Here is a 26,443-nt window from a genome sequence, read left to right as displayed (position 1 = left end):
ACGGCGATGCCGTGGTGCAGAGCCCGATCGGGCTCTGCACCACGGCATCGCCGTTTGTCGGCGAAGGCCTGGGAACAGGCCGGTGTCTCATCTGAATGCGGCGCTCCGCCAGGTCCGCGAACTGCTGGGGACGGCCGGCAACGAGGTCGGGGAGGTTGCCGAGACACGGACCCTGCCCGTCGTACCGCCTCTTTCGCCCGTCGGCGGACACGCGCACGACGAACACCACTGAGCAAGCCGGCACAGAGAGGAGCCGCAGCGATGACGCACGACACCGAGGGGCCCGGCAACCGGGTGCCCGTGGACCAGCGGACCGTGGACGAGCAGGCCCGATGGCTCGCGGCCAAGGGGCCGCCCTCTCAGAGCATCCGCCCCAGATGCCTGGCCTCACGGTCCAGCACCGGCCAGTACTCCTCGCGCATCTGCGCGAGACTCACCTGGGCGGCGAAGGCGCTCACGCTCATGGCCCCGTGCAGGACACCGCCGATGTCCCGCACCGGGACCGCCATGGTGCGCACACCGAGGTCGAGTTCCTCGTCGGTGAACGCGACGCCCTCGCGGCGCGCCTCCTCGACACGGGCGAGCAGTTCGACGGGATCCACGATGGTCTGGGGCGTCTTGCGCTCGACGGGCGTCGTCGCGACGAGTTCCTCGACCTGCTCCCTGGGCCATCCGCTCAGCAGGATCCGTCCGGTGGCCGAGCCCAGCAGGGGGAGTGTGGCACCGAGCCGCACACCCGCCGACGCGATGCGGGCGGCCTCGGCGCGTGCGACGAACAGCGACTGGCCTCCCTCCAGCACTGCCAGCGAGGCCGACTCGCCGAGTTCGTCGCGCACCGCGATCAGGCGTGGTTGGGCGAGGGAGGGCAGCACGGCGGTGGCGGTCCACGCGGAGGTCAGGCGCATCACGCGGGGCGTGGGGGTGTAGTACTTGCCGTCGTGGCTCAGGTAGCCCAGTTCCGTCAGGGTCAGCAGACAGCGCCGCGCGGCCGCGGGGGTCGTCCCCGAGGACTGCGCCGCCTCGGTGACCGTGAGACGCGGCCGCAGCGGCGAGAAGGCCTCAAGGATGGCCAGCCCCTTGGCCAGCCCGCCCATGACCTCCTGGCGTGCCGGAGCGCCGGACGTTGCCGGAAGACTCTTCTGCTCACCGTTCAGCACAATTATTCGTTATACGAACGACGGGCGGCCGTGTCAAACCCGTGCCGCTTTCGGACCCGGGCAAACATGGCGAGCCCGGACATATGGCCGTCCGGGCTCGCGCAGGCGACTCAGATGAGGGCGTTCACCGCCGGGGCCGCGGTGTTCTTGATCCCCCCGTAGAGGGAGTCGACGAAGTCGGTGTCGTCGATGTCCCGCAGGTAGCTGGTGTCCCAGATCTCCAGCGGTCCGATGTGGTTGGACCGCTCGTCCTTGAGGGTGTCGAGCTGGTAGACGTTCCAGATGGCCAGGGGGTGCGGGTAGGGCTTGGGGCTGAGGGCCTGCGACCAGAAGCGCTGGAGGTGGGCGATGTCCTCGGGGTCCTCGATCCCGATCTGCGGGGCGAGGTGCTCCTGCAGGATGTCGCAGACGTCCTTCGGGCGGGTCTTGAAGAAGTGGATGGTCTCGATCATCGAGCGCAGGAACGAGCGGGTGAGCTCCTCGTTCTGCTTCACCCACTCGCGGTTGGCGCAGATGGTCGTGTTGTGGATCACCGGCATCTGCGGGAGGCCGAGCACCTTCAGTCCGCGCTGGGTGCCGTAGCGGTCGAAGGGGATGTCCACGTCGGCGGCGTCGGCCTCACCGTCGAGGACGGCCTGCACCGCGCGCAGCGCGACACCGGTGCCCTGCTCCTTCCACACGTCGAACTCCACCGCGTCCACGTCGACGCCGGCGTGGCTCAACGCGCTGCGGAAGTTGCCGTAGACGCAAGGGGCGGAGGTGCTCACGATGACCCGCTTGCCCTCCAGCCCCTTCAGGCCGTCGATCGCGGGCGAGGCGACCAGGACGTCGTCCCAGTCGTTCTGCGCCTGGGCGAGGTAGACAAAGCGCTTGTCGCCGCGCGCACGGTAGGCGTAGGTCTCGTGGTGCAGACCGCTCATGAAGTCGTACTCGCCGCTGAGGACCTTCGGCCCGCGCTCGCCCATCTCCACCCGCGGCTGGCCGGGGACGTCGGCGTTCGCGATGTGGGTGACCAGGTCGAAGCCGTGCTTCTGGGTCACACCGCTCTCACGCCAGACATGGCCGATCGCCATGTGCGAGATGTCGCTGCAGAGCATCCGGACGGTGGTGTTGGCCACGGGGGCCCTCCTTGGTCTTTCGCTGTACGAAGGTTTCACATGGGTTGCCCGCCCCGCGTGCCGCCTGATTCCGGGCGTGCGGGGCGGGCGGGATCACGATCGCGCGAGGGCGCGCAGGTCGGTGCCGGGATCGGCGAGCTGGTCGACCGGGTACGAAGCCGACCGCGCGATCAGCCGTCTCGCGGCCACCACGTCCCGGACGGTGTCGAGACCGGCCGCGGCGACGACCCCGCCGTCCCGCAGCCAGAACGCCATGAACTTGCTCGGTGTGGCGTCCTTGCGCAGCACCTGTGTGTCGCCGGGGCGCGGCCGGCCCACCATCTGCAGTTGCAGGCCGTACTGCTCGGACCAGAAGTACGGGACCGTGTCGTGGTCCTGGAGCTCGCCCAGCATGGCCCGCGCGGCGACGACGCCCTGCTGCTGGGCGTTGTCCCAGTGCTCGATCCGCCCGGCGGCGGCCAGATGCGGGTGCGGCTGGACGGTGACGTCGCCGGCGGCGAAGACCCACGGATCCGAGGTGCGCCCGTGCAGGTCGACGACGATGCCGCCGTCGCAGCGCACGCCCGCCTCGGCGGCGAGCCGGTCGTTGGGTACCACTCCCACCCCGACCACCACCGTGGTCGCGGGGATCCGCTCACCGGAGGCGAGGACCACGGCCTCGACGGTGCCGTTACCGTCCAGCGCCGTGACCTTGGCGTCCGTCAGCACGCGGACGCCTCGTTCACGGTGGAACGCGGTGACGAGGTCGGCGAGCTCCCGGCCGAGCGCGGCCAGCATCGGCGCCGGCGCGGCCTCCAGCACCGTCACCTCGCAGCCAGCGGTCCGGGCCACCGCGGCGACCTCCATGCCGATGAAGCCACCGCCGAGGACGACGACCGGGCCACCGTCCCGGATCGCCTTGCCGAGCCGCAGTGCGTCGTCCGGGTCGCGCAGGCTCAGTACGCCGTCCAGGCCGATACCCGGCAGATCCGGGCGGCGGGCCGCGACCCCGGTGGCGAGCAGCACCTTGTCGGCGTGCAGTGACGTGCCGTCGGCCAGATGTACCGTGCGGGCGGCCGGGTCGAGACGTTCGACCCGGGTACCGAGCCGCAGGACGATGCGCCGCTCGGCGTACGACTCGGGGTCGGCGATCGGGCGGAGCGCGTCAGGGGTGTCCCCGAGCACCTTCGACAACTGCGGCCGCCGGTACGGGGCCTCGGTCCCGGCCTCAAGGAGGACCACGGAGCCCTCGAACCCGTGCTGGCGCAGGGCGAACGCCGCCGAGACGCCCGCGGCGCAGCCCCCGACGACGACGTACTGCTCGGTGCCACTCATGCTTCCTCCGGAAGGCGACGTACGGGCCTGGACCGCTGAACGGGGAATGTGCTCACTCGCCCTCGGGCTCCCAGTACGCGAGGCCCAGGCCGGTCACCGCGTGGTGCAGCGGGATGTAGTCCACGACCGTGCCCGCGCGCCCGGCGAACGCCCCCGCGACGGTGATCCAGGCGCGGATCTCACCGCTGCCGCCGCGCAGGGTGTCCGAGTCGAAGGCGAACAGCTGGGCGAGTTCCTCGCCCCGGCCCTCGGAGATCCGGCTGAGCACCCACCGGTCCAGCCGCTCGTCGATCCAGCCGGCCCGCGGACCCATCGGGTCGTGGGTCAGCCCGCCCGACGCGACGAGCACGACCCGCTTGTCGCTGGCCTCGGCGATCTCGCGGAGCGCCTCGCCGAGCTCCCAGCAGCGCTGCCCGCTGGGCAGCGGGTCGTGGTAGCCGTTGAGGAAGACCGGGACCAGCGGGATGTCGGCCTCGGCGATCCCCAGGCGATGGGCCGGCCGGGTGAACGCGTGCCCCAGGCCCTCGGGGCGGCTCAGGGGGCGCAGCTCGGTCATCACCGCCGGGTCGAAGCCGCGGTCGATCAGCCCGGTGGCGAGTTCGAGTCCGAAGTCGGCGTCACAGGTGAGCGTGAGGTCGTGGTTGATGCCGGGCTTGTCCTGGAAGCGGCGCAGGGTCACTCCGCTGACCTTGGGCCCGGCGTACACGGCCAGGGTGGGGTTGAACGCCTTGCCGAAGACCTCGCTCTGGTCGTCCCCGACGATCACCACCACGTCCGGCTCGGCTTTGGCGATCTTGGCGCTCAGGGTGTCCAGGCCCGCGTCGATCCGCTCCTTGGAGACGACGTTGGCCTCCGGCGTCTCGTCGGCGAGAGCTTTCGGCTGGGGTACGTCGCCGACCAGTGACTTGTGAAGGTCGGGCCACTCCTCGACCGGGACGAACATCGTCGGTGAGTGGGAGAGGGCGATTCCCAGGGCAAGCATGGTGTACCTCCAGGGGGGTCGTGGCCGGGCGGGACGGTGTCGCACCCGGCTCCACGACCGTAGGAATCCGGCACCGGTCACCGCCAGCGTTCCGGGTCGGCCAATGGAACGATGCGCCTCTGACCTCGACCGTCACACAGCCGTCATCGCGACGTCCCACAGCCTTGACATGCGCGGATGACGCGCCCACGATCCGGATATGAGGATCACCGACGACAGGGTCGGCACCACGGTGCTCGGCCGGGCCTTCATGCTCCTGGACGTGCTGCGTGAGGAGGCTCCGGGCCTCGGTCTCGCCGAGCTGGCCAGACGCGCCCGGCTGCCCAAGGCGACCGCGTTCCGGCTGGCCACGCAGCTCGTCGAGCTGAAGATCCTGGAGCGCAACGGACTGGAGTACCGGCTCGGCCAGAAGCTCTTCGAGCTCGGCGCCGGCACCCGCAGCCAGGCTCTGCGCGCGGTGGCCACGCCCTACCTGGAGGACCTCTACGAGGCCGTGCACGAGACCGTCCACCTCGCGGTCCTCAACGGCACGGAGGTGTTGTACCTGGACAAGATCTCCGGACGGCGCCGGCCCTCCTCCACCACCGAGGTCGGCGACCGCAAACCCCTGCACTGCACGGCGCTGGGCAAGGCCATGCTGGCGTTCTCGGGCACGGACCTGCTCGCCACGGTGGTGGAGCAGGGGCTGGAGCGCCGCACCCGCCACACGATCGCGGTTCCGGGCCTGCTGCACCAGCAACTGGCCCGGATACGCGAGAGCGGGGTCGCCTACGACCGCGAGGAGTACGCCCTCGGCGTCACCTGTGTCGCCAGCCCCCTGCTGGACCGCAGCGGACGAGGACGCGGCGCCATCTCGGTCACCGGCCCGACCAGCCGCTTCCATCCCGAACGGGTCGCCGCGGCCGTGCGTACGACGGCCCTCGGCATCAACCGCCAGTGGGTCGGGTCGACAGGAAAACAGGAGAGCGGCGGTCAGTGACGGGTGCAACGCCCAGAGGTGTGGGACAGCCCCCCTCCAGGTCCGTCCCACACCCGTCGCGGGCCCGCTCTACGCCGAGAAGTCGATGACGTAGTCGGGCTTCATCAGCTCGCGGTCGAGGGGCCCCTTCATCAGCACGCTCTCCAGCACGAAGCCGCCCAGGTCCGCCGTGGTGTCGAGATAGGCGAACTCCACGCCGCCCCCGTAGAGCACCGCGCCCATGGCCAGCGGGACACCGGCGTCGACCAGCCACTGCTGGTCCTCGTGCCACACCTTCTCGTCGTCGGTCATGTGCAGCATCAGATGGTGCACCCCGGAGCCGAAGCGGTCGCCGAACTCCCGGTTGTAGTGGCTCGGACCGAGCGTGGGCTGGATGATCTCGAACCCGAAGTCGGCGATCTGGGCGCGCGCCGTGAAGTACTCGTGGTCCACCGACTCGCCCCGGTAGTGGGGCTGCTCCAGCCGGTCCTTCTCGGTGCGCCAGTCGCGCATCTTCCAGGTGGGAACACCGAGGAGCCGGTCGTAGTGGGGGAGGGCCGCCATCACGTCCTGGACCACGATGCCGAGGTGGTTGACCCCGCTGAGCCCCAGCGGCTCCCTGCCCTCGGGTCGGGTGTAGCCGTCCGAGTGGTCCCAGTGTTCGGTGACCTCCAGCGCGCCGTCCCCGGCCAGCGGCACCCGGATCTCCACCAGGTAGCCGCCTAGCGTGGACCGGGTGTCGACGAAGTGCCGTTCGAGGCGGTCGTCGAGGGTGAGCGAGCCCGCCAGTGACAGCCCCTCCGCCTCCAGCCGGGCCCGCAGCCGGCCGAACTCCTCCCGGTCCCGCACGGCCAGGGTCAGGTGGCTCACGCCCTGTCCGCGGACGAAACGGAACTCCTGGAACGGGCTCTCTCCGGTGAGGGGCTGCACCAGCTCGAAGGTCACCGGGATGATCGGGTTGCCCATCAGCGAGGTGCCCTCGCCCGGCGGCACGGAGGTCCCGGTCGCCGTGCGGAACGTCGGCGTGACCTGCCGGCCGTGCGCCGTCGCCGAGGTCACGCGCTCCGGCCCGAAGTCGCGTACCTCCCACTCGTCGATGCCGAACAGTTCGGCGTAGCGCCTCGTGGCCGCCTTGAGATCACGGACGACCACGCCTATCGAGTAGAGGCGGTCGACCGGTATCAGTCCGGACATGGATCCTCCTTCAACGTACGGACGGGATCGCCGTGTGTACGGGATCCCGTCAAGGTGTCGTGGTGCGGGAGCCCGGTCCGGGCTCCCGTCCCCGCGTGATGTGCCGTCCCCGGTACGGGGGCGGCGGTGTCAGTCGGGCCAGGCGACGGTGTCGGACCAGGCCTCGGGATCGGCGGGAAGCCAGCGGTCGTAGAGGTGGAGGAACGGCTGGTGGCGGTAGAACTCCACCCCGTTGTCCCCCTGCCCGCGCTCGTGCTGGACGGGCCGCGCGCCGCCGCCTCCGGCCCCGCCGGCCTCACGCACCCGCGTCCGCAGCCGCCAGTGCGCGTCGTACCGGGACTGGTCCTCCCAGAGCTCCAGGAGCAGGCCGTCCTGTTCGAACTCGACACCGGCGAACACCTCGAACTGCAGGCAGCCCGGTTCGCGGCGCGTCTCCAGCAGAGCCTCGACCCCGCCGGGCCACGGCTCCGCCTGGGTCGGACGGGTGCTGGTCTGGATGACCACACGCACCTGGCCCCGGGCCGGCCACGCCACCCGCCAGGCCTCGTCGGCACGGCCGGTCGGAAGCCAGTTGCCGGAGGCGCGGTCCGTGTAGCCGTGCCGGTAGAACTCGGAGACCGAGTCGGCCCCGGCCACACCCTTGGGCGGACCGGAGGACAGTCCGGGCGGCAGTGTGCCCTCGGCGAGCAACTCGCCCCAGGCCCGGCCGAACGCACCGTCGTCCTCCCAGAGTTCGACCAGCGCCAACCGCTCCGGATCGTCGAGCGAGCGGTAGACCTCCGCCTCCAGGCACCCCTTGGTGTCCCGCAGCACGGCCGCGTGCGCCGACCATGCCGCCTGCGCACCGGCCGCGACCGGGCGCTGGTGGACCACGCGCAGACTCATGCGCGCCCCACCGTCGGCCGCGACATCAGGAGTTCTCCTTGAGGAGGATGGCGTCGGCCGGGCAGAGCCGGACGGCGTCCTTGACCGAGGACAGCAACGACTCCCCGGGGGACTCCTGGAGCACCACGGCGATGCCGTCGTCGTTGACCTCGAACACCTCGGGGGAAGCGGCCTCGCACAGCCCGTGTCCCGCACACAGCCATTCGTCGACGGAGACCTTCATGTCCGTCACTCTCCCTTCAGAAGAAGATCGCCAGGTTGGACGACTCCAGGACCGGGGAGGGGTAGAAGATCTTCCGCTCCTCCAGTTTCCAGGGGTCCTCGCTGATGTTGATGGTGTCCTCGCGCCGGAACACCCAGCGGTCGGACTCGTTGGCGAACCGGCTGCGCTCGACGCTCGCGACCGACCGGACGGTGGCCCGGCCGTCGACGACCGACACGATCTGGATGTTGCTGACGGAGTGCACCGTCCGCCCGGCGGGGTTGTCGGTCCACGACATCCGGTGGCGGGTCTTGGCCACGCGCATGGCCATGGCCTCGTAGTCCTCGTCGAGGAACGAGACGCCGCGCTCCAGTGTGGCGAACTCGAGGTCCCGCTCGGTGGCCTTGCGTACGAACCGGGTCGGCATCCAGTAGCGGATGTCCGGCGACATCCACTCCAGCCACTCCTCGAACCGGGCGTCGTCCAGCAGCCACGCCTCGTGGTACAGGCAGGCGGTCACCCGCCGGTACAGCGCGGGGTCGTCCACCACGCCGTCGGGCGTCCCCACCGAGCCGGGGTCGAGGACCAGGTCACTCTTGCTCGTCGCCATGTCAGGGAGTCCTCATCATGTCGTGCCAGCGCTCCAGCAGCGCGCGCTGTCCGTAGTCGTTGAAGCCGCCGTCCATCCGGTCCGGGACGCCCGGCTCCGAGATCACCTTCTCCCGCCCGAGGCCCATCTGGTAGTTGAAGGGCAGCCGCGAGGCGACCACACCCCGGGTGGCGGCGGTGGCCTGCTCCCAGTTCTCGCCGTCGTCCTCCTCGAAGAAGCCGCCGGGACCGAAGTGGGAGTCGGTGTGCCGACGCACCCAGTCCTTGACGTCCTGGGGCGCGGCCTTGTCGACCAGGGGGATGAGCCACACCTCGGACCGGCCCGGCCCGCGCGGGTGGAAGATGTGGATGGTCTGGGCGCTGGAGTGGAAGCCGGCGTTGGGGAAGATGTTGGCGTTGAAGCGCCGGATCGTCCTGCTGCGGAAGTCGCCGAGGTGCTGCCGGGTGAGCTCGCGGTTCTCCCGCAGGTACCGCGCCAGCGGGGTCTCCTCCGCCGGGACGGGGGCGCCGCCCTCGGGCTCGGGCCGGCGGTCGCTCCAGTTCACCCCGTGTCCGAAGGAACTGGTCATGGTGCCACCCGGGTCGAGTTCCTCGTCCGTGGTGTGCTTGGGGTCGTTCTTGCCGGTGGCGATCGCCCGGTGACCGATGTCGACGGCCGAGCGGTGCGTCGTACCGCCGTGGTAGAGGTCGCCACCGGAGTTCTCGGCGCCGAACTTCCAGTTCGTCCTGATGTTCCAGCGCAGGAAGCCGCCGGCGACCTCGACGCCACCGGGCCGCGGGTCGAGGCTCATGTCGAGGAGCCAGGTGAAGTCACCGAGGTACTCCTCCAGCGGCGGAAGGCTCGTGTCGAACGTGGCGAAGATCAGACCCTTGTAGAGCGCCACCCTGGCCCGGTGCAGCCCCCACTTCGACTTGTCGAGGTCGTCGCCGTAGACCTTCTCGAACTGCGGCGCGCCGACGAAGTTCCCGTCGATGTCGTACGTCCAGCCGTGGTACTGGCACATGAAGGCGCGGGTGGTGCCCAGCTCGGCACGGCAGACCTTGTTGCCCCGGTGCCGGCAGGTGTTGAGCATGACACGGATGTCACCCTCTCGGTTGCGGGTGACGATCACCGACTCCTCGCCCATGTAGGACTCGATGAAGTCCCCGGGGCGGGGAATCTGGGTGTCGTGGCCGACCACCAGCCACGACCGGGCGAAGATGAGCTCCTGCTCCATCCGGTAGATGTCGGGATCGCTGTAGATCCGGCGGTCGACCATGCCCTCGGCCAGTAGTTTGGCGGAGTGGCCCACCAACTCCTGTGGCCCCGATGTCAGTGCGGTCATGGGTTTCAGTGCTCCTCGCGTCGAAGCCCGGGTACCGGGCAGGTCGGGAAGGGTACGGCTCGGGAGGGAGACGGACCGGGAAGCGGCGGATCCTCCGGATCCCCGACTCTCCGATCGTGCGACCCGGGGCCCTCCGACAAAAGCGAATCGGATCGGTGAATGGAAAGGCCTCTCGGCAAGCAGGCCGGACGAGGCCGCCTCAGGAGGCCGACGGCCCGCGTCAGTGCGGCAGGAAGTCCGTCAGGATGCGGTTGAACGTCTCCGGGTCCTCCCACTGCGGCCAGTGCCCGCAGTCGTCCATCACCTGGAACTCGCAGTCCGGCAGATAGGCGGCGGCCCGCTCGGCGGTGGCTGCGGTGTTGGAGGGATTGTGGGAGCTCCACAGCATCAGGGTGCGGTGCGTGACCTGCTTCAGCACGTCCGGAGTGAAGTCCAGACCGTCCTTGCGCTCGGGGTTCTTCCCGAGCATCTTCCCCGACTCCTTCATCGAAGCGACCGCGTCGGTGCGCTGGTACATGCGCCACCGGATGTCGACCAGTTCCTCGCTGAGGTCCCGTTCCGGCTTGTGGAAGAGCCACTCCATGCGCCGACGCGTGTTCTCCCGCGTGGGGTCCTTCACGAACTGGTCGGTCAGCCGGCGCAGTTCGTCCCGGCCGGCGTCGGTCCACTTCCGCGACTCCGGGTCCGTCTCGACCATCAGCCGCGCCCCACAGATGGACACCAGGTTGTCGACCCGCTCGGGCCGGCGCAGCGCCAGCCACATGGCGATCCAGCCGCCCAGGGACTCCCCGCCGAAGTGCGCCTTCTCCACGCCGGCGGCGTCCATGAAGGCGGTCATGTGGGAGAGATACGCGTCCAGGTCTGCCGGTCCCTCCGGCTTGTCGGTGAGCCCGGAACCGAGCAGGTCCACCGCCAGCACCCGGAAGTGCTCGGAGAGCGGTACGACGTTGCGCGCGAAGGCCTCCGCGTGGCCCCCGACCCCGTGGAGCAGGATCAGCGGCGGCCCGTCACCGGCCTCGACGCACCGGGTTCGGATGCCTCCCGCGTCGTACCACCGGACCTCCGAGCCGAGAAGGTCGGCCCACACCGTGCTCCTGGGGGTCGCTGGGGTTGCTGCGCTCACTGGCTGCTCCTCGTCGTCCGTGACGTTCACCAGAACGATGAGGCCAGGGGCAGCACAACGCCCAGCGATCCGGTTCGCTGAACGGATCGCCGGGCGGTGGCGGAGGTCAGGAAGTGAACTGCTTCATGATCTCTTCGGCGCTGCCGACCTCGCCGAACCAGTCGGCGATCGCGCGCAGCGCCCCGTCGTGCAGCTCCTGGGAGTCGGCGCTGCAGCAGTCCTCGACGACCAGGACCCGCAGGTCACGGTCGCTGGCCGAACGCGCCGTCGACTCCACGACCCGCTGCGTCGACATGCCGGTGAGGATGATCGTGTCGACATCCAGCGACCTGAGGATGAGGTCGAGGTCGGTCCCGTAGAACGAACTGCTGCGACGACGAGTCAGCAGCACGTCCCCCTCTTGCGGAGCCAGCTCATCGATGACGGCGCAGCCCGGCGTACCCTCCACCAGCAACCCGTGTTCCTTGATCACGGCCGCCAGCCGCGGGATCACGTCGACGTAGTCGGGCCGGTAGCCCACACAGGAGTAGATGACGGGCATGCCCTGTTCCCGTGCCCAGGCGATGAACTTCCCTATCTCGCCGACCAGGCGGTCAGCCTCCTCGGGACGCTGGTGAAAGCGCGCGATGTCGTTCTGCATGTCACACACCATCACGACTGCGTTGCCCATGAATTCGCTCCTTGTCTCCTGGTGGATCGACGTCGGGTCACGGACGGACGGGGCGGGTGCCAGGAGTGTCGCCACCACGACCCCGGCCACGGACGGTCCGGGTGATGCCGGGTCCGACCGGCATACCCCACAGGCCTCGGACGTGGGACGGCAGTCGCCGTGGACGGCTGTCCACGGCCGGTGCCGTCCGCGCGGGCGCGTACCCGGGTTGTCCTCGCGGGCCGGGCCCGGCGGCGGAGACGCGTCCCCGCGGCCGGAGTGACGCGGTCGGGTGTTCCCTCTGGTCCCCATCCAGCGTCCGGTCCTTGTCGAACCCGACATCTGCGGCTCCCGGAGGCAGGGCGTGTGACCCACCTCATGGAGGTGCGGTCAGGGTAGGGCCGTGACGCCCACTCGCCCAACCCTGCATTCCGCTCACCGGTACGCAATGTGCGGCGCCCCGCGATGCCCGTGTCCGTCGAGCGCCCCGTCTCCGCCGCCGGCACCGGTGACCGTCGACGGCCGGGGCGGGTGCTCCCGTCGGTGCCGGTGCGCGCCCGTGGTCTCGCGGGTCCGCGCGTCGCGGGCGTCGGCGGGATCGACCTCGCTGTCCGGAACCGGCTTGCCGTCCCTGGCCCGGCCTCGTCCGCTCCGGGGCTCCACGGCAGAGCGCCGACGGGTCGGACCACGGACGCTGTTCCGAGCGTCGGGGCGCCCCTCGCGAAACCCTCGCTCAGGCCCCGTAGACCGGAGCCGGAGCCGGGGCGTCGGCGAGCAGTTCGCGGACCGCCGATCCGACCTCGTCGGGAGCCCAGCGGCGGTCGCGTGTCCGCTGCGGGCCGTGCTGCCAGCCGTCGGCGAGGCCGAGCACACCGCCCTCGGCTTCGAACACCCGGCCGGTCACGTCGTCGGAGTCCGCGGAGGCCAGCCACACCACGAGCGGTGAGATGTTGCCGGGGTGCATGCTGTCGAAGCCGGACTCCGGTACCCGCATCCTGTCGGCGAAGGCATCGACGGCCTCCGTCATCGGCGTGCGGGCGGACGGGGCGATCGCGTTCACGGTGACGCCGTAGCGGGCGAGTTCGGCGGCGGCGATCACTGTGAGGGCGGCGATGCCGGCCTTCGCGGCACCGTAGTTTCCCTGGCCGACGCTGCCCATCAGCCCGGCGCCCGAGCTGGTGTTGACGATCCGGGCGTCCACCGGATCCCCCTGCTTGCTCCGCTCCCGCCAGTAGGCGGCGGCGTGGCGCAGCGGCGCGGCATGCCCCTTGAGGTCGACCTTCATCACCAGGTCCCACTCGGCCTCGGTCATGGAGACCAGCATCCGGTCACGGTTGAGCCCCGCGTTGTTGACCAGCGCGTGCAGTGTCCCGAACTCCGCGACCGCCCGGCCGACCAGCCGCTCGGCGTAGTCCCAGTCACTGATGTCGCCGAGGTCGGCGACCGCCGTCCCGCCGGCAGCGACGATCTCCTCGGCCACCGCCTTCGCGGTCTCGCCCAGGTCGTTGACCACGACCCGCGCGCCCTCGGCGGCCAGCGCCAGGGCATGCTCCCGGCCCAGCCCCTGACCGGCGCCGGTCACGACGACGACCCGGCCCCGGCAGATCCCATCGCCGTATCCGCTCGCGCTCGCGGTCCGCTGGTCGGTGTTCTCGGATCCGGTCACAGTCCCGCTCCCTCGCCGATGCCGTCGGCTGCCCCGGTGAGTCCGAGCCGCCGTGCGATGAACTCCCGGTGTTCCGCCGGGCCGCCCCAGTCCGCGGCGAGCGCCCAGGCCCGCTTGGCGTACAGGTGGAGGTCGTACTCGGTGGTGTAGCCCATGGCGCCGTGGCACTGGATCGCCGTACGGGCCACCGCCCGCGCCGCGTCCGAGGCGAGGACCTTCGCCATCGCCGTCCGTACCGCTGCCTCGGGGTCCCCGGCCGCCTGAGCCCAGCCCGCCGCTAGGACCGCCGGACGGGCGAACCGCACAGCGAGCTCCGCATCGGCCAGGGCGTGTTTCACCGCCTGGAACGAGCCGACCGGCACACCGAACTGGTGGCGCTGCCCCACATAGCTCACCGTCAGATCGAGCATCCGCCGGCTGAGCCCGACGAGGAGGGCGGAGGTCGCCAGCACCCCGCGCCACCGTGCGGCGGCCAGCGCGTCCGCCCCCTCGGCCAGCGGCAGCCCCACGCCGGCCGGGGCGGTGACCCGGGCGAGCGCGCGGGAGCCGTCCACCGAGCCGACCGGCTCGACGCGCACCTCGTCCCGCCGGTACAGCAGCAGCCGGTCCTCGTTCGCCACGGCGATCAGGTCGGCGTGCGCGGCGAAGGGCACCGGGGCCCCGGGCACGAGCGAGACCGTCAGCGAAGCCGATCCCGAGAGCACGTCGGGGAGTTGGCGTGCTCCGACGGCGGCGAGCAGCGGGGCGCCGACCGCCACCGTCTCCGCCGCGGGCACCGGCAGGCCGCTGTGGCCCAGGACCTCCATGAGCGGGGGCAGGGCGTTCTCGTCGAGCCCGAGGCCCTCCGCGCCCTCCGGCACCAGGGCGGCGGTGACGCCGACCCCGGCGAGGGTGCGCCACACGGCGTCGACCTCCTCGGTTCGGCCGCCGGGCCAGCCGGCCCTGATCCGGTCGGGACCGGCCCGCTTGGCCAGCACCTCTCCGGCGGCCTCGGCGAGGGCCGCATCCTGTTCGGCCACTGCGAAGCGCATGGTGCGCCGTCACCTCCTCGGCAGGCCGAGCAGCCGCTCGGCGACGATGTTGCGCTGGATCTCGTTGGTGCCGGCGTAGATGGGCCCCGCCAGGGAGAACAGGAAGCCGCGGCTCCAGGGGGTGTCGACCTCGGCCTCGGGCCCGAGCAGGTCGACGGCGGTCTCGTGCAGGGAGATGTCGAGCCGGGACCAGAACAGTTTGTTCAGGCTGGACTCCGCGCCGATCTGCCGTCCCTCGACGATCGACGTGACCTGGTCCAGGGTGAACAGCTCGTAGGCCTGCGCCTCGATCCACGACTGCACCACCCGGTCCCGGTGTGCCCCGGGTCCGCCCGGCGTGGTGCGGGCGAGGTCGAGCAGCCGGTCGGCGGCGTGCAGGAAGCGGCCGGGGGAGCGCAGGGTCAGCCCGCGTTCGGAGCCGGTCGTCGCCATGGCCACCCGCCAGCCCTCCCCGACCCCGCCGAGTACGTCGGCGTCGGGGACGAACACCTCGTCGAGGAACACCTCCGCGAACCCCTCGTCGCCGTCGAGGCGTTCGAAGCCGCGGACGGTGACACCGGGGGCGTCCAGCGGGACCAGGAAGTAGGTCAGCCCGCGGTGGCGCTCGGCGTCCGGGTCGGTGCGGAAGAGACCGAAGAGGTGGGTGCAGAAGGCGCCGCGGGTGGTCCACGTCTTCTGGCCGCTCAGCCGCCAGCCCCCGGAGTGCTCGTCGCGGACAGCCCGGCTGCGGGTCGCGGCCAGGTCGCTGCCCGCGCCGGGCTCGGACCAGCCCTGTGCCCACAGGTCCCGGGCGGACGCCATCCGGGGCAGGATGCGCCGCTGCTGCTCCTCGCTGCCGTACGCGAAGACGGTGGGCGCCAGCAGGAAGATGCCGTTCTGGGTCACCCGGGAGGGAGCCCCGGCCCGGTGGTACTCGTCCTCGAAGATCAGCCACTGCCACAGCGAGGCGTCCCGGCCGCCGTACTCCTCGGGCCAGGAGACCACCGACCAGCGGGCCTCGAAGAGTGTGCGCTCCCACTCCAGATGGGCGGCGAAGCCCTCCCGGGTGTCACCCGACGGCAGCGGCCTGTCCGGTACGTTCGCCGCGAGCCACTGACGGGCCTCGGCCCGGAAGGCCCGCTCCTCGTCGCTCCAGGTGAGGTCCATCGGTCACCCCTTCGCGTCCGTGGCGCGGCCGAATGCGTCACGGACCTCGGCGGCGACACCCGACAGGTTGACCTCGAACGTGAATCCCTGCTCGTAGCGGTAACTGCGCTTCACGTCCCACAGGTCGATGCCGTTGAAGGCCTCCTTGGCGGCCCGGATCACCACCGGGTTCTTCCCGGCGATCTGTGCCGCCACCTCCAGGGCCCGCTCCCGTAGCCGGTCGCCGGGCACGACGTCGAGCACGGAGCCGAAGGCGTGCAGTTCGGCGGCGGACGCGGTGGCGCAGGTGTACATCATGGCCCTGGCCTTGTGCTGCGGGACGAGCCGGGACAGGTGGGTGGCGGCCCCCAGCGCGCCGCGGTCCACCTCGGGCAGCCCGAAGTACGCGTCCTCGGCCGCGACGATCACGTCCGAGTTGCCGACCAGGCCGATCCCGCCGCCCACGCAGAAGCCCTGGACCGCGGTGACGACCGGCACCGCGCAGTCGTAGACCGCGGCGAACGCGGCGAAGCAGCCGCGGTTCACGCCGATGATCGCGGTGTGGCCGGTGTCGGCCTGGAGTTCCTTGATGTCCACGCCGGCGTTGAAGCCGCGGCCCTCGGCGCGCAGCAGCACGACCCGTACGTCCGGGTCGCGGCCGAGCCGCTCGACGGTCTCGGCCAGCCGGAACCAGCCCGCCACCGGCAGGGCGTTGACGGGCGGGCAGTCGACGACGACCTCGGCGATGCCGCGCTCGTCGACCGTGGTCCGGATGATGTCATTGCCCATGGGGACTCCGTGGGGTGTCGGGGCGCCCCGGGAGGGCCGCTGGGATGAGGGCTGGAGGAGGGACGGGACGGTCGGTTGGGGCTGCGAGGGCCGGGGCGTCCGGGAGGGCACGAGGCGCCGAGGTTGCCGGGTCGGCCGCGGTGAGCGAGGGGCCCGGGTGGCCGCGAGGGAGCGAGGGCGAGAGGGGCCGGGGCGGGAACGTAGGGGCGGCCCAGGCGCTCGGGCGCCCGGCATGATCGGGGCGGGCGGCCGGGGACCGGGGCGGGCCGGGGCGGTGGCCGGAGGAAGGCCGGCGGGCCGTCACTCCCGAGCCTCCGGCGCGGTGAGCCGCGTCAGTACGGCGTCGGCCTCCGCGACGATTCCCTCGATGAGCTCCTTGCAGCTGGGCAGGTCCTCGATCACGCCCGCGATCTGGCCGGAGGCGAGTGTGCCGAGGTCGGTCCTGCCGTCGACCATGCTGGCCCGCAGCATCATCGGCGTGTTCGCCGCCATCAGGACCTGGGACCACCCCAGGTCGTGGCCGCGGCGCATGGCCAGACCCTCGCGGACCATGTCGGACCACGACGTGCCGGACGTCCTGCGGAAGGCGACGGCGTGCCGCAGGGAACGGACGAGACGCGCGGGCGGCCGTTCCTTCAGGAGCCGTTCCACCGGGTCGGTGCGCAGCACCCGCTGGGGTATGCCGTCGAGAACCGGAGTGACGACGGTGTCGGTGACCCCGCGTCGGAGGTACTCGGCCTTGACCGAGTCACGCACCGTGCTGTCGCTGGTCAGCAGGAAACGGGTGCCCATCGCGATACCGACGGCGCCCTGTGCGAGCGCGGCCACCAGGCCGCGGCCGTCACGGAAGCCGCCCGCCGCGATGACCGGGATGTCGACGGCGTCCACGACCTGCGGGACCAGGATCGAGGTGGGTACGCCACCGGTGTGCCCGCCCCCCTCCGCGCCCTGGACGACCACCGCGTCCACGCCCCATGCCTGCACCTTCTCGGCGTGGCGGCGGGCGCCGATGGACGGGATGACCACCAGCCCGGAGTCCTTCAGTGTGCGGATGACGCGTTCGTTGGGGGCGAGTGCGAAGGACGCGATCCGCACGCCCTCGCGCACCAGCAGGTCCCCGCGCTCCAGCACGTCCGGCGCGTCGCCGCGCATGTTCACGCCGAACGGGGCGTCGGTGCGTTCCCGTACGGCGCGGATCGCGTCCCGTGTCTGTTCCAGGGTCAGCGTCGCGCTCGCCAGGATGCCGAGTCCGCCGGCCGCCGCGGTCGCGGCGGTGAGCTCGGGGCCCGAGACGTACCCCATCCCGGTCTGCACGATCGGGTAGCGGACGCCGACCAACTCGCACAGCCGGGTGCGCAGGGCGGGGTGAACGGGATCGACGGGGTCGGTCATGCCGGATCTCCTTCTCACGCCGCTCGCCCGAACCGGGGCGAGGTCTGGGCCGTTGTGCCCGCAACGTCATTCGCGACGCGGGGAGTTCGCGGATCGCCGGACCGTCGGGCCCGGCGTCGAAGGACTCCCCGCGGGATCGTACGGATACGCACTCTACCAAGCGCTTGATTGGTTGCGTAGGTCTTCACGCAGGTCGGCGGTCGAGGTGCGCCGGTAGGGGAACCGGCTCTGTGCCTCCGCGCCCCTGGCGAGTCCCCGCGTCCTCGGCGCGGCCCCGGCCGACGCGCCTGCGGCCGACCGGGGTCCGGGCTCACCGCCGCCGGCTCTCAGGGGGGCCGAGGTAGGTGTCCTTGAGTCCGCCGGTGTCGATGACGAACTTCTGCACCGCGAGTGTGGGGTCGACCATCCAGTACCGCAGTACGTGTTCGCCCGCGGTGGTCACGGTCCACGTGGTCGCGGTCCGGTTGCAGGCGCTGACGGCGTTCATCTCCCATCGCGTGTTGGGGAAGGCCACGCCGGCGGTGATGTCGACGGTCTGCGGGGCCTGGTCGTCCACGGAGACCGCGTAGTGGAGCCCTGTGCCGTAGGAGGTGTTGTTCCGGGGCAGCAGGTACGCCCAGACCGTGAGGTCCCCGGGGTCGGTGAGGACGAACCGGTAGTCCAGCCGGGGGCCGCCGCCCTCCGGTGTCTGGACGGGCGCGGTGGCCGGCAGCGTGGTCATGCCGGATCCGGTGCGGCCGATGTCGGGAATGCGCAGCCAGGTGATTCCGTCCGCGCCGACCACCTCGGTGGGGTGCTCGGCCTCCATCGAGACGTACCCGCCCGCTTCGACGAACGCCGAGGCGCCGGACGGCAGCGGGGGGTTCTGGACGACCGCCTGAACGGTCACCGTGCGGTCCGCGCCGGTGACCGTGACGGGAATCCGCGTGGTGCCCACCGGTGCCTGTGACCAGTCCACCCGGAGGGTGATCCGGGTCTCCTTGCGGACGGTACCGGAGGGAGCGCTGGGCTTGAGCCACGTCGCGCCCGTGGTCACCTCGTAGGCGAACGGGGTGGTACCGCGGTTGAAGACCTCGATCCACTGGGCGGGCCGGTCCTGGTGCGGGCTGAAGGGGGGCAGTTGTGCCGTGTCGGTGGCCTGGGGCCACCACTGGCTCGCCCCGTCGATCGCCACCCCCATCTCCGCGCCGGACGGGACGGTGATCCGCTGCAGCGCCGGGAAGATCACGTCGGGGCTCGGGGGCTGCGCCCAGCTGGCGGAGTCGCCGTAGCGGGCCTTGTCGCCGTAGTCGAACTTGGTGTCGGCCTGCCAGCCGGACCACTTCCCGCCCGCCAGGGTCTCGTTGTAGTACTTCGCCATCGCCGCGTCGTCGGCGAACCGGGCCTCGGCGGCGTCGGCGTAGTCGTTCGTGGCGGCCCTGCCCTGAGCGGCGTAGCGGATGTTGTGGAACTCGGCCCAGCGCAGCGCCCACAGGTTCGCGGTCGCCTTCACCGGGTAGCCGAGGAGCTCGTGGAAGGCGTCCTGGCGGTCGGCCGGGAGCCGTTTCGCGATGTGGTCGGCGAGCGCGGCGGCCGCCTTCCACTCCGCGGCGTGCAGGTCGAGTTCGGCGTAGTGGTCCATGTCGAACGGAACACTGCTCAAGGAGACCGAGATCGCACCGCTCGGGCCGAGGGTGTAACGCCGGTTGCTGCCCTCCGGCTTGCAGCGGCCCTGGAGGTGCTGGTAGGTGCGCAGCAGTTCCGCGACCGCGGGCGCCGCAGCTTGGCCGAAGTGGAGTTCCGCGTACTGCCGGCGCCACTCCGTCAGCCGGTCGGCCGGCCACGCACCGGGGTTCCACGCGTAGTCCATGAAGAACGTGGTGGGTGCCTCCAGGCTCTTCACGTCACCGACGTTGACGACCCAGAGCTGCCGCACCCCGTAGCTGTGCAGGGTGTGCAGCTGGTCCCAGGTCCTGGCGAGGTTGACGGTGTCGACCCACTTGTAGCAGCGCCCGCCGCCGTTGAAGTCGAAGTGGTAGTAGACCCCGTATCCGCCGGGTCTCGGCTCGGCGGTCAGGTCGGGCAGCTTGCGCACGTACCCGTAGTTGTCGTCGCAGAAGACGACGGTCACGTCCTGCGGAGGGCGCAGGCCCGCCACCCAGTAGTCCTGTACCTCCGTGTAGAGGGTGAACACCTGCGGCACCGACGTCACGTCGGGGTTCAGCTCCTCGGCGATGACCTGCCGCTCGGCGGCGATGATCTCGTTCATCAGGTCGGTGCCCGGCCCGTCGGGCAGTTTGGTGTCGCCGTTGCCGCGCATGCCGAGGGTGACGATCCCCTCGATGTCCTGGTCCTTCATGCGCTTGATGCCGTCGCGCCAGTACGCCTGGACCGCGTCGCGGTTGCGGACGAAACTCCACTCGCCGGTGCCCCCGTAGGCCTTGGGGGCGCGGTTCCACTCCTCGATACCGCGCATCATCGGCGCTTCGTGGGAGGTGCCCATCACGACGCCGTAGCGCGTGGCGGTGGCGTGGTTGTCCGGATCGTCGAGAGCGAAGGCCCGCCCCCATGTCGCCGGCCACAGGTAGTTGCCCTTCAGCCGCAGCAGGAGCTCGAAGATCTTCTCGAAATAGAGGTGGTTGAGCCCCTGCGGCTGGCCGGGGTCCTTGCCGGGTCCGAAGACCTTGGGCGCCCAGTCGCCCGTGCTCGGGTTCTCGTTGTTGATGAAGATGCCGCGGTACTTCACCGCCGGGGTGCCCTGGGTGTGGCGGCCGGGCAGGACGTAGATCTCGTCGCGGTGGACCGGCGGCACGTCGTCCCACCAGTACCAGGGTGAGACGCCGATACCGCGGGAGACGTCGTACACGGCGAAGATCGTGCCCCGCTGGTCGCTGCCGGCCAGGACTAGGGCCCGGTCCACACCCGGCAGGGGTCTGTCCACCACCGCCTGCAAGGACGTCTCCCACTTGCCCTCGATGTCGCTGACGTCGAGCTTTCCGGCGGCGACCAGCCCGTCCACCAAGGGGCTGCGGCCGATGGTGCCGACGATGACGATCTCCTTCCGCTCCGGCACGGCACCCTCGGAGACGGCCGGACGGACACCGGTGACCCGCTCGATGTCGGCCTGCAGGTCACCGACGACGCGCACCACACCCGGCCAGTCGTCCCCGCTGACCACGAGGGGCGCAGCCCGGCCGGCCCGTACGCACGGAAACCTTCCCGACCCTGGCGCGAACGAGATGTACGACCCCGTACCCGCGGGATGTCCCGGCGCGATGGCGGTCGCCGCCGACGCGTTGGGGGATGCCCCCAGGACGGCGCCGAGCGAGCCGGCCGTGGCGGCTCCCACCGCCATCCCCACTACGGCTCTGCGGCTGACCGGGATGTCTGAGGAACCCGGCGAGGAACTGGTCATGGCAACCCCTTGTCGTGACTTCGAAGGACGGGAAGGGTGCGGAAGCGCTGAGACCGTGATGTGTGGCGACCGGAAATGTCTACACGTAGGTGAACGGGTGCCTACAGAAGTCCGGAAGACAGGCACACTCGTATTCATGTATATGAACAGATAGTATAATCGTGAACACCGAACGTAAGGGGTCTGCCCGTAGAGGTCAATAAGCTTGCAGGTCGTCGGATGCGGCCACGCCTGGAGTGCCGCCGGAGCCGGGCCATCGTCCCGCCATGGAACCGATCACATTCGACTGCGAGTACCTGCATCCGCGCGTGGACCGGGGGGTGTTCGAGCAGTTCGGCAATCACGGTTCCGGGTTCGGGTGCCACTGCAGCGGCTCGGGGCGCCGGCGCACTGCGATGTGAACGCCGCGCTCTGCGGCACTGACCAGGCCGCCTTCGCCTACGAGGTGGCGGCGCTCGCCGACCGGAGAGTGGTCTGACATGGATCCGCTGGAACCGCGGGTCTTCCGGCACGAGCGTGTGCACATCCAGGTGCACCACGGGATCCTCGAAGTCTTCCGCCGCAGCAACGTCGTCGGGCCGTACCGGTACCCGTTGGACTGGGTGACGGTGCGTGCCGAGGCACGTCGAAACGGCGTGACACGGCTGTACTTCGGCATCGCCGAGGACCTGGGCGAACCGATCTACGCGAGTGGGCCGGGCACCGCGCCGGTGTTTCTCCGGCACGAGATCCCGACCACCGACGAGCCGCTCTACCGCGCCTTCTTCACCGAACTCGCCCGCCTGGCCGACCGCCCGATCATGCCGTAGGGGCGAATCCGGGCAGTCGACGCCTCGTTGCGGGCGCCGGCTCCCTCGCCCCGGCCCCTACGGCAACACAGTCCCCGGGGCACGGGATGCGCGACCGGTCGATGCAGCCGCAGCCCCGCTGGGCGGGCGACGGGTGACGAGCCGGCGGCCCGGTCATCCGGCCCGGCCGAAACGAACCCGCCCGCCGGTGAGTACGGCCTCCCCCTCACGGGCCACCTCGAAGGCCGCTCCGTCCCCGTCGGAGTCCCGCCAGGCGGTGACATCGAGGGTGTCCCCGGGGAGGACGGGTGCGGCGAACCGGCCGTCCACCTCGGCCAGATCGGCGGGGTGGGCACCGAGAACGTCGGCGAGCCGCAGGACGGCGCCCGCCAGGGTGCACAGCCCGTGCAGGATCGGACGCGGCTGCCCGACGGCGGCCGCGGCGACCGGGTCGACGTGGATCAGGTGCCGGTCGCCGGTGAGACGGTACAGCGCCGCCTGTGCCGGGAAGGTGTGCTGCCGCGTGCGGTGGCTGGGGTCGCCCTGGGGCGCGGGTGGGCGGCCCGGACCCCGTTCGCCGCCGAACCCGCCCCGGCCCGGGGCGAAGACCGACCAGACCGCGTGGAAGTAGGCGCTGTCCACCGCCACTTCGAAGACGGCCGCACCGCCCTTGTCCCACACCTCGGTCACGGCGGCCGAGCACGTGACCTCCCCGGCCGGGGGCAACTCCTTGTGGACCGTGAGCCGTTGCGCCCCGTGCAGTGCGGTGCCGTCGCCGAACGCCCCTCGTCCGGCCAGGACGTCGGGGGCCCACTGGGCCAGGGAGAGCGCGAAGGTGGGCAGCACCCGCAGCCCGCGCTCGAACACCAGGTCAAGATCCTCGACGGGGCGGGCGCCCACGGCGAGCGCGTAGAGCATCGCGTCCCGCTCGTCGTAGGAGACCGTCCTGGTGCCGAGATCACGGCCGCGCCACCTGCCGGCCGATCCGGGTTCTCCCCGGTCCGTCGCATCACCCGTCCGGTCGTCCATCGCCTGGCCCCTTTCATCGTCCAATCAAGCGCTCGCTTGGTCAGGCGGAGGGTAGGGAACGGACCCGGAGCAGTCAACGGCGCTGGTGGCTCGGCCCGTTTCACCCCGTCCGGCTCCCGCTCAGTGAGAGTGGGCCGATGTCCGGCCGGGGCGGGCGCGGTAGGCAGGGGACGCGGAGCGAAGGGAGCCGGACATGTGGGTGGTTCGGGAGCGTCGGGCCTCACGGCGGCCGGTTCTGCGCCGTACCGCGGTCGGGACCGGCCGCGGGGGCGCAGGTGTCCCGCACGGGGCGGGAGACGGGCCCCGGGCGGCCGGTGCGCCGGAGCGGGCGGTATGACCGCGCGGCCGTGCCGTGAGGCCGACGTGCGCGCGTGGGACGGCGAGGCGGACGTCGTGGTCGTCGGATACGGCGTGGCAGGTGCCGCCGCCGCGATCGGCGCCGCCGCCGAGGGCGCCGACGTGCTGGTCCTCGAACACACCGGAGGCTGGGGCGGCGCCGCCGCGCTCGCGGGCGGGTTCGTCTACCTGGGCGGTGGCACCGGCGTGCAGAAGGCCTGCGGCTTCCACGACACCCCGGAGGCCATGCACCGCTTCCTGACCGCCGCCATGGGACCGGCGGCCGACGCCGCCAAGATCGAGGTCTACAGCGAGCGCAGCGTCGAGCACTTCGACTGGCTGGTGCGCTGCGGGGTGCCCTTCCGCGCGGCCTTCCACGACCGTCCGGCCTGGGAACCCCCGGGCGACGAGGGCCTGATGTACTCCGGTGGCGAGAACGCCCACCCGTTTGCCGCGATCGCCCCGCCCGCACCCCGCGGACACCTGCCGCGCATGGCGGACAAGCGCACCGGCGAACGGGGCGCCGGCTACCAGCTCATGCTGCATCTCGCCACCACCGCCGAGCGGTCGGGCGCCCGAGCACGCTACGGCACCCGCTTCCGGCGGCTCGTCGTGGCCGACGACGGCCGCGTGTGCGGAGTGGTCGCGCGCAGCCTCGGCGAGGACGTGGCGATCCGGGCGCGCCGCGGTGTCGTCCTCGCGGCCGGGAGCTTCACCTTCAACGCGGACATGGTCGCCCGGCACGTCCCGGCGCTCGGCGGGCGCCCCGGCTCGGCGGTCGAGCAGCACGACGGCCGGGCGATCCGGGCCGCGCAGGCCGTCGGCGCGGACACCGCCCACCTGTGGGCCTGCGAGGCAGCCGTACACACCGACCCCGGCCTGATGATCCGGGGCGTCGTCGTCAACGGCCGCGGCGAACGCGTCATCAACGAGGACACCTACCCCGGCCGCATCGGCCAGGAACTGCTCCTCCACCACGGCAGCCAGAGCTTCGTGGTCGCCGACGAGGAGGCGGCCGACGGGGCTGCCGCCGACCGCGCGGGCACGTCGATGCCGCTGCCTCCGCCGACCTGGGTCTCCGAGGACATCGCCGAACTGGAGCAGGCCATGGGCGTGCCGCCCGGAGCACTCGCGGCCACGCTCGGACTCTACAACCGGCACGCCGCCGAGGGCCGCGACCCGGTCCACCACAAGGCCGCTGCGTGGGTACGTCCGCTGCGTCCGCCGTACGGGGTCTACGACCTGCGCGGCCAGACCTCCGGATTCACCCTGGGCGGCCTGCGCACCGCCGTCGACGGCGCCGTCCTCGACGTCGACGGCGAGGCGATCGAGGGACTGTACGCGGCGGGGCGTACGACCGCCGGGATCGCCGCGGGCGGATACGCGAGCGGGATCTCCCTCGGCGACGGGAGCTTCTTCGGCCGCCGTGCCGGACGCGCGGCGGCACACGGGTGAGGCGAAGCCGTGGGACGCGCAGGGGGCGGCGCGACTGCACGCGAGAAGACGGCGGGGCGGGCGCCCGGCTCGACGTACACACAGGCCAGGGGACCGGAAGGGAGAGGCCATGCCCAGCTCAGTCGAGGTGTTCGGCGGCGGAACCGCCGTGATCACGGGGGCGGGCGCCGGCGTCGGAGCGGGGCTCGCCCGGCACGCCGCGCTCGCCCTCGGGATGAACGTCGTCCTCGCGGACGTCGACGAGGCCGCGCTGGAGCACACCTGCTCCGGCATCACGCGCGACGGGGGGCGGGCGACCGCGGCCGTCGTGGACGTGCGGGACGCGACCGCCGTACAGGCACTGGCCGACCGTGTGGTCAAGGAGTCCGGACCCGTGCGCCTGCTCGTCAACAACGCGGGCATCCTGCAGTTCGGCTACCTCTGGGACACCCCGGTGGCCAACTTCGAACGCCTGGTGTCGGTCAACATCAGCGGCGTGTTCCATGGGATACGGGCCTTCATGCCCCATCTGCTGGCCCAGTCCGAACCGGCCTGCGTGCTCAACATGGCGTCCGTCGGCGCCGTGACCGCGTGGCCGCTGCAGACCCCGTACATCATGAGCAAGCACGCCGTCCTGGCCATGACCGAGTGCCTCCACCAGGAGGTCGGCCTGGCCGGAGCCGGGCACATCCAGGTGGGCGCGGTGCTGCCCGGGGCCGTGACCTCACGCATCTTCGACCGGGCGGGCGGCGTCGACAGCGGTGACCTGGCCGCGGCCGAGCAGGAGCGCGAGGCCATGTTCCGGGTCCGCGAACGGGCCATCGGCGCCGAGGAGGCCGCCGCGACCGTCCTGCAGCAGGCCGCCGACGGGGAGTTCTACATCGTCACCCAGCCCGAGTCGGTGCTGGCCGCCATGCGCGACCGCGCGGAGCAGCTGACCGCGCGCCGCCCGCCCGCCCCCGCACGCAGCCGCTTCACCACGCCGCCGTCCCAGTGAACCCGGCCGCCGTACCACCCGAACCCGGCCACGACACCGAGGAGTTGAGCCAGACATGGCCATCAGGAACCCCGCACCCGAGCGCACACCGCCGGCGACGGTACCCCTGCCGAGCACGAGTCTGGGGCACCTCGCCCTCCACTTCCGCCCGGGGGAACGGGCGCTCGCGACCCGGTTCTTCGAACTGCTCGGGGCCAGGGTCCAGGAGTTCCCCAACCAGTTCTCCGACGAGCCGCTGTACGTCATCGCGATGGACCGGGACACCCCCGCCCGCGCCGACAACATCGTCTACCTCTTCGCGCTGAAGCCCGCACAGCTCGAACTCGAAGCCGTCATCGCACGGCAGCTGGGCGCCGGCACCGACGACGAGCACCCCGCGCTCACGGCGTTCCTCCAGCAGCGGGCCCAGTGGCCGGAGTCGTACCTGCACTTCGGGCTCCACTACGGCCGGCTGGAGGACCTGGAGGCCGCGGTGACCGGACTGCGCGAGGAGATGGCCGCGAACCCGGGGTTCGCCGCCCGCGTTCAGGGCCTGCAGGTCCTCAAGGCCCGCGGCGAGGACGGCGACCGGGAGATCGACGAGCGCATGGCGGCCTCGGAGGTGTTCTCCCGGACCGAGGAGTACGCCTACGGCCGGCACGGCGCCCAGGTCCACATCCGTACCGACCTGTTCTCGACCGGGCTCAGCCTGTTCGGCTCGGTGGTGGAGCTGGACTTCGTCTTCACCGGCCCGGGACGGGAACGTAACGCGTTCAACTCGCCCATTTCCTGAGGTAGTTGGTCGTTTGGTGTGGTACGGAGTCCTCGCAGGGTCTCTCGGGGTCACAGGCCGATGGTGGTCGCGAGGCCGGCGGTGTGGGTGCGCAGGAAGTCCTCGTGGTCGCTGACGGTGTCCGGGCCATGGTGGCCGAAGACGTCGAAGAGGACGGCGCCGATGACGGCCGAC

Annotated in this window: 24 protein-coding genes; 6 read left to right on the top strand and 18 right to left on the bottom strand. The window is 71.5% G+C overall.

Annotated elements, in window-relative coordinates:
- The first annotated feature begins 82 nt into the window (after positions 1-82).
- Complete coding sequence (locus ACFULQ_RS40430) at positions 83-232, top strand: hypothetical protein (RefSeq protein WP_383554286.1); 150 nt, start codon at positions 83-85, stop codon at positions 230-232.
- A gap of 127 nt (positions 233-359) precedes the next feature.
- Here ACFULQ_RS40430 and ACFULQ_RS40425 read toward each other — a convergent pair whose 3' ends face one another.
- From ACFULQ_RS40425 to ACFULQ_RS40410, 4 genes are all read right to left on the bottom strand, one after another.
- On the bottom strand, positions 360-1,094 hold the full coding sequence (locus ACFULQ_RS40425; RefSeq protein WP_383554283.1) for an IclR family transcriptional regulator C-terminal domain-containing protein: 735 nt from the start codon (positions 1,092-1,094) through the stop codon (positions 360-362).
- A gap of 173 nt (positions 1,095-1,267) precedes the next feature.
- Positions 1,268-2,275: an ABC transporter substrate-binding protein gene (locus ACFULQ_RS40420; protein WP_361275825.1), complete on the bottom strand. Its 1,008-nt coding sequence runs from the start codon at positions 2,273-2,275 to the stop codon at positions 1,268-1,270.
- A gap of 93 nt (positions 2,276-2,368) precedes the next feature.
- Complete coding sequence (locus tag ACFULQ_RS40415) at positions 2,369-3,589, bottom strand: NAD(P)/FAD-dependent oxidoreductase (RefSeq protein WP_383554280.1); 1,221 nt, start codon at positions 3,587-3,589, stop codon at positions 2,369-2,371.
- A 52-nt stretch (positions 3,590-3,641) separates the two neighbouring features.
- The gene (locus ACFULQ_RS40410; protein WP_361275831.1) at positions 3,642-4,571 is read right to left on the bottom strand and encodes a hypothetical protein; all 930 of its coding nucleotides are present in this window, start codon (positions 4,569-4,571) and stop codon (positions 3,642-3,644) included.
- Positions 4,572-4,770: 199 nt separating this feature from the next.
- On the opposite strand from ACFULQ_RS40410, the gene ACFULQ_RS40405 reads away from it, so the two are divergent.
- Positions 4,771-5,550 (top strand): IclR family transcriptional regulator, encoded by a 780-nt coding sequence (locus tag ACFULQ_RS40405; RefSeq protein WP_361275834.1) that lies wholly within the window; start codon positions 4,771-4,773, stop codon positions 5,548-5,550.
- Between the two features lie 69 nt (positions 5,551-5,619).
- Here the strand turns inward: ACFULQ_RS40405 and ACFULQ_RS40400 are convergent, their stop codons facing one another.
- From ACFULQ_RS40400 to ACFULQ_RS40340, 13 genes are all read right to left on the bottom strand, one after another.
- Positions 5,620-6,723 carry a VOC family protein gene (locus ACFULQ_RS40400; RefSeq protein ID WP_361275837.1) on the bottom strand — a complete coding sequence of 368 codons (1,104 nt, stop codon included), beginning with the start codon at positions 6,721-6,723 and terminating at the stop codon, positions 5,620-5,622.
- Between the two features lie 129 nt (positions 6,724-6,852).
- Entirely contained in the window at positions 6,853-7,608 is a 756-nt protein-coding gene (locus tag ACFULQ_RS40395) for an antibiotic biosynthesis monooxygenase (RefSeq protein WP_361275840.1), read from the bottom strand.
- 25 nt (positions 7,609-7,633) lie between these two features.
- Positions 7,634-7,831 (bottom strand): ferredoxin, encoded by a 198-nt coding sequence (locus tag ACFULQ_RS40390; protein WP_361275842.1) that lies wholly within the window; start codon positions 7,829-7,831, stop codon positions 7,634-7,636.
- A gap of 16 nt (positions 7,832-7,847) precedes the next feature.
- Complete coding sequence (locus ACFULQ_RS40385; protein WP_275453921.1) at positions 7,848-8,420, bottom strand: aromatic-ring-hydroxylating dioxygenase subunit beta; 573 nt, start codon at positions 8,418-8,420, stop codon at positions 7,848-7,850.
- Between the two features lies 1 nt (position 8,421).
- Positions 8,422-9,744, bottom strand: coding sequence for an aromatic ring-hydroxylating dioxygenase subunit alpha (locus ACFULQ_RS40380; protein WP_361275844.1), 1,323 nt, complete (start codon positions 9,742-9,744; stop codon positions 8,422-8,424).
- Between the two features lie 220 nt (positions 9,745-9,964).
- Positions 9,965-10,867: an alpha/beta fold hydrolase gene (locus ACFULQ_RS40375; protein WP_361275847.1), complete on the bottom strand. Its 903-nt coding sequence runs from the start codon at positions 10,865-10,867 to the stop codon at positions 9,965-9,967.
- Between the two features lie 106 nt (positions 10,868-10,973).
- Complete coding sequence (locus ACFULQ_RS40370; RefSeq protein WP_361275850.1) at positions 10,974-11,537, bottom strand: cysteine hydrolase; 564 nt, start codon at positions 11,535-11,537, stop codon at positions 10,974-10,976.
- A gap of 712 nt (positions 11,538-12,249) precedes the next feature.
- Positions 12,250-13,182: an SDR family oxidoreductase gene (locus ACFULQ_RS40365; protein ID WP_383554272.1), complete on the bottom strand. Its 933-nt coding sequence runs from the start codon at positions 13,180-13,182 to the stop codon at positions 12,250-12,252.
- Positions 13,179-14,213: an acyl-CoA dehydrogenase family protein gene (locus tag ACFULQ_RS40360; protein WP_383554269.1), complete on the bottom strand. Its 1,035-nt coding sequence runs from the start codon at positions 14,211-14,213 to the stop codon at positions 13,179-13,181. The genes ACFULQ_RS40365 and ACFULQ_RS40360 overlap by 4 nt, the downstream gene beginning before the upstream one ends.
- 9 nt (positions 14,214-14,222) lie before the next feature.
- A complete protein-coding gene (locus ACFULQ_RS40355; protein ID WP_383554266.1) occupies positions 14,223-15,359 on the bottom strand; it encodes an acyl-CoA dehydrogenase family protein in 1,137 nt (378 codons plus the stop codon).
- A 3-nt stretch (positions 15,360-15,362) separates the two neighbouring features.
- Positions 15,363-16,127, bottom strand: coding sequence for an enoyl-CoA hydratase family protein (locus ACFULQ_RS40350; protein WP_383554263.1), 765 nt, complete (start codon positions 16,125-16,127; stop codon positions 15,363-15,365).
- 300 nt (positions 16,128-16,427) lie between these two features.
- Positions 16,428-17,519, bottom strand: a complete 1,092-nt coding sequence (locus tag ACFULQ_RS40345) for a nitronate monooxygenase (RefSeq protein WP_361275863.1) — start codon at positions 17,517-17,519, stop codon at positions 16,428-16,430.
- Between the two features lie 310 nt (positions 17,520-17,829).
- Positions 17,830-20,913, bottom strand: a complete 3,084-nt coding sequence (locus ACFULQ_RS40340; protein WP_383554261.1) for a glycosyl hydrolase 115 family protein — start codon at positions 20,911-20,913, stop codon at positions 17,830-17,832.
- A 479-nt stretch (positions 20,914-21,392) separates the two neighbouring features.
- On the opposite strand from ACFULQ_RS40340, the gene ACFULQ_RS40335 reads away from it, so the two are divergent.
- A complete protein-coding gene (locus ACFULQ_RS40335) occupies positions 21,393-21,722 on the top strand; it encodes a hypothetical protein (RefSeq protein ID WP_383554258.1) in 330 nt (109 codons plus the stop codon).
- Between the two features lie 153 nt (positions 21,723-21,875).
- On the opposite strand, the gene ACFULQ_RS40330 is transcribed toward ACFULQ_RS40335, so the two are convergent.
- Positions 21,876-22,730, bottom strand: a complete 855-nt coding sequence (locus tag ACFULQ_RS40330) for a MaoC/PaaZ C-terminal domain-containing protein (protein ID WP_383554256.1) — start codon at positions 22,728-22,730, stop codon at positions 21,876-21,878.
- A gap of 333 nt (positions 22,731-23,063) precedes the next feature.
- On the opposite strand from ACFULQ_RS40330, the gene ACFULQ_RS40325 reads away from it, so the two are divergent.
- The 3 genes from ACFULQ_RS40325 to ACFULQ_RS40315 all read left to right on the top strand — a co-directional run bounded on the left by ACFULQ_RS40325 (position 23,064) and on the right by ACFULQ_RS40315 (position 26,269).
- A complete protein-coding gene (locus tag ACFULQ_RS40325; protein WP_383554254.1) occupies positions 23,064-24,521 on the top strand; it encodes an FAD-dependent oxidoreductase in 1,458 nt (485 codons plus the stop codon).
- A 109-nt stretch (positions 24,522-24,630) separates the two neighbouring features.
- Positions 24,631-25,497 carry an SDR family NAD(P)-dependent oxidoreductase gene (locus tag ACFULQ_RS40320; protein WP_383554251.1) on the top strand — a complete coding sequence of 289 codons (867 nt, stop codon included), beginning with the start codon at positions 24,631-24,633 and terminating at the stop codon, positions 25,495-25,497.
- Between the two features lie 55 nt (positions 25,498-25,552).
- Positions 25,553-26,269, top strand: a complete 717-nt coding sequence (locus tag ACFULQ_RS40315; RefSeq protein ID WP_383554249.1) for a hypothetical protein — start codon at positions 25,553-25,555, stop codon at positions 26,267-26,269.
- Positions 26,270-26,443 lie beyond the last annotated feature (174 nt).

It is taken from the genome of Streptomyces sp. NPDC057253 (assembly GCF_042669125.1).
In the GTDB taxonomy this organism is placed as follows: domain Bacteria; phylum Actinomycetota; class Actinomycetes; order Streptomycetales; family Streptomycetaceae; genus Streptomyces.
The sequence above is the reverse complement of the archived record's forward strand: the minus strand, read 5'-3'. Positions and strand labels throughout refer to the sequence as shown.

Excerpts from the sequence above, each read along its gene's own strand:
- ACFULQ_RS40425 (WP_383554283.1), bottom strand. The coding sequence starts at position 1,094 with ATGGGCGGGCTGGCCAAGGGGCTGGCCATCCTTGAGGCCTTCTCGCCG.
- ACFULQ_RS40415 (WP_383554280.1), bottom strand. The coding sequence starts at position 3,589 with ATGAGTGGCACCGAGCAGTACGTCGTCGTCGGGGGCTGCGCCGCGGGC.
- ACFULQ_RS40410 (WP_361275831.1), bottom strand. The coding sequence starts at position 4,571 with ATGCTTGCCCTGGGAATCGCCCTCTCCCACTCACCGACGATGTTCGTC.
- ACFULQ_RS40405 (WP_361275834.1), top strand. The coding sequence starts at position 4,771 with ATGAGGATCACCGACGACAGGGTCGGCACCACGGTGCTCGGCCGGGCC.
- ACFULQ_RS40400 (WP_361275837.1), bottom strand. The coding sequence starts at position 6,723 with ATGTCCGGACTGATACCGGTCGACCGCCTCTACTCGATAGGCGTGGTC.
- ACFULQ_RS40395 (WP_361275840.1), bottom strand. The coding sequence starts at position 7,608 with ATGAGTCTGCGCGTGGTCCACCAGCGCCCGGTCGCGGCCGGTGCGCAG.
- ACFULQ_RS40390 (WP_361275842.1), bottom strand. The coding sequence starts at position 7,831 with ATGAAGGTCTCCGTCGACGAATGGCTGTGTGCGGGACACGGGCTGTGC.
- ACFULQ_RS40385 (WP_275453921.1), bottom strand. The coding sequence starts at position 8,420 with ATGGCGACGAGCAAGAGTGACCTGGTCCTCGACCCCGGCTCGGTGGGG.
- ACFULQ_RS40380 (WP_361275844.1), bottom strand. The coding sequence starts at position 9,744 with ATGACCGCACTGACATCGGGGCCACAGGAGTTGGTGGGCCACTCCGCC.
- ACFULQ_RS40370 (WP_361275850.1), bottom strand. The coding sequence starts at position 11,537 with ATGGGCAACGCAGTCGTGATGGTGTGTGACATGCAGAACGACATCGCG.
- ACFULQ_RS40360 (WP_383554269.1), bottom strand. The coding sequence starts at position 14,213 with ATGCGCTTCGCAGTGGCCGAACAGGATGCGGCCCTCGCCGAGGCCGCC.
- ACFULQ_RS40355 (WP_383554266.1), bottom strand. The coding sequence starts at position 15,359 with ATGGACCTCACCTGGAGCGACGAGGAGCGGGCCTTCCGGGCCGAGGCC.
- ACFULQ_RS40350 (WP_383554263.1), bottom strand. The coding sequence starts at position 16,127 with ATGGGCAATGACATCATCCGGACCACGGTCGACGAGCGCGGCATCGCC.
- ACFULQ_RS40345 (WP_361275863.1), bottom strand. The coding sequence starts at position 17,519 with ATGACCGACCCCGTCGATCCCGTTCACCCCGCCCTGCGCACCCGGCTG.
- ACFULQ_RS40340 (WP_383554261.1), bottom strand. The coding sequence starts at position 20,913 with ATGACCAGTTCCTCGCCGGGTTCCTCAGACATCCCGGTCAGCCGCAGA.
- ACFULQ_RS40335 (WP_383554258.1), top strand. The coding sequence starts at position 21,393 with ATGGATCCGCTGGAACCGCGGGTCTTCCGGCACGAGCGTGTGCACATC.
- ACFULQ_RS40330 (WP_383554256.1), bottom strand. The coding sequence starts at position 22,730 with ATGGACGACCGGACGGGTGATGCGACGGACCGGGGAGAACCCGGATCG.
- ACFULQ_RS40325 (WP_383554254.1), top strand. The coding sequence starts at position 23,064 with ATGACCGCGCGGCCGTGCCGTGAGGCCGACGTGCGCGCGTGGGACGGC.
- ACFULQ_RS40320 (WP_383554251.1), top strand. The coding sequence starts at position 24,631 with ATGCCCAGCTCAGTCGAGGTGTTCGGCGGCGGAACCGCCGTGATCACG.
- ACFULQ_RS40315 (WP_383554249.1), top strand. The coding sequence starts at position 25,553 with ATGGCCATCAGGAACCCCGCACCCGAGCGCACACCGCCGGCGACGGTA.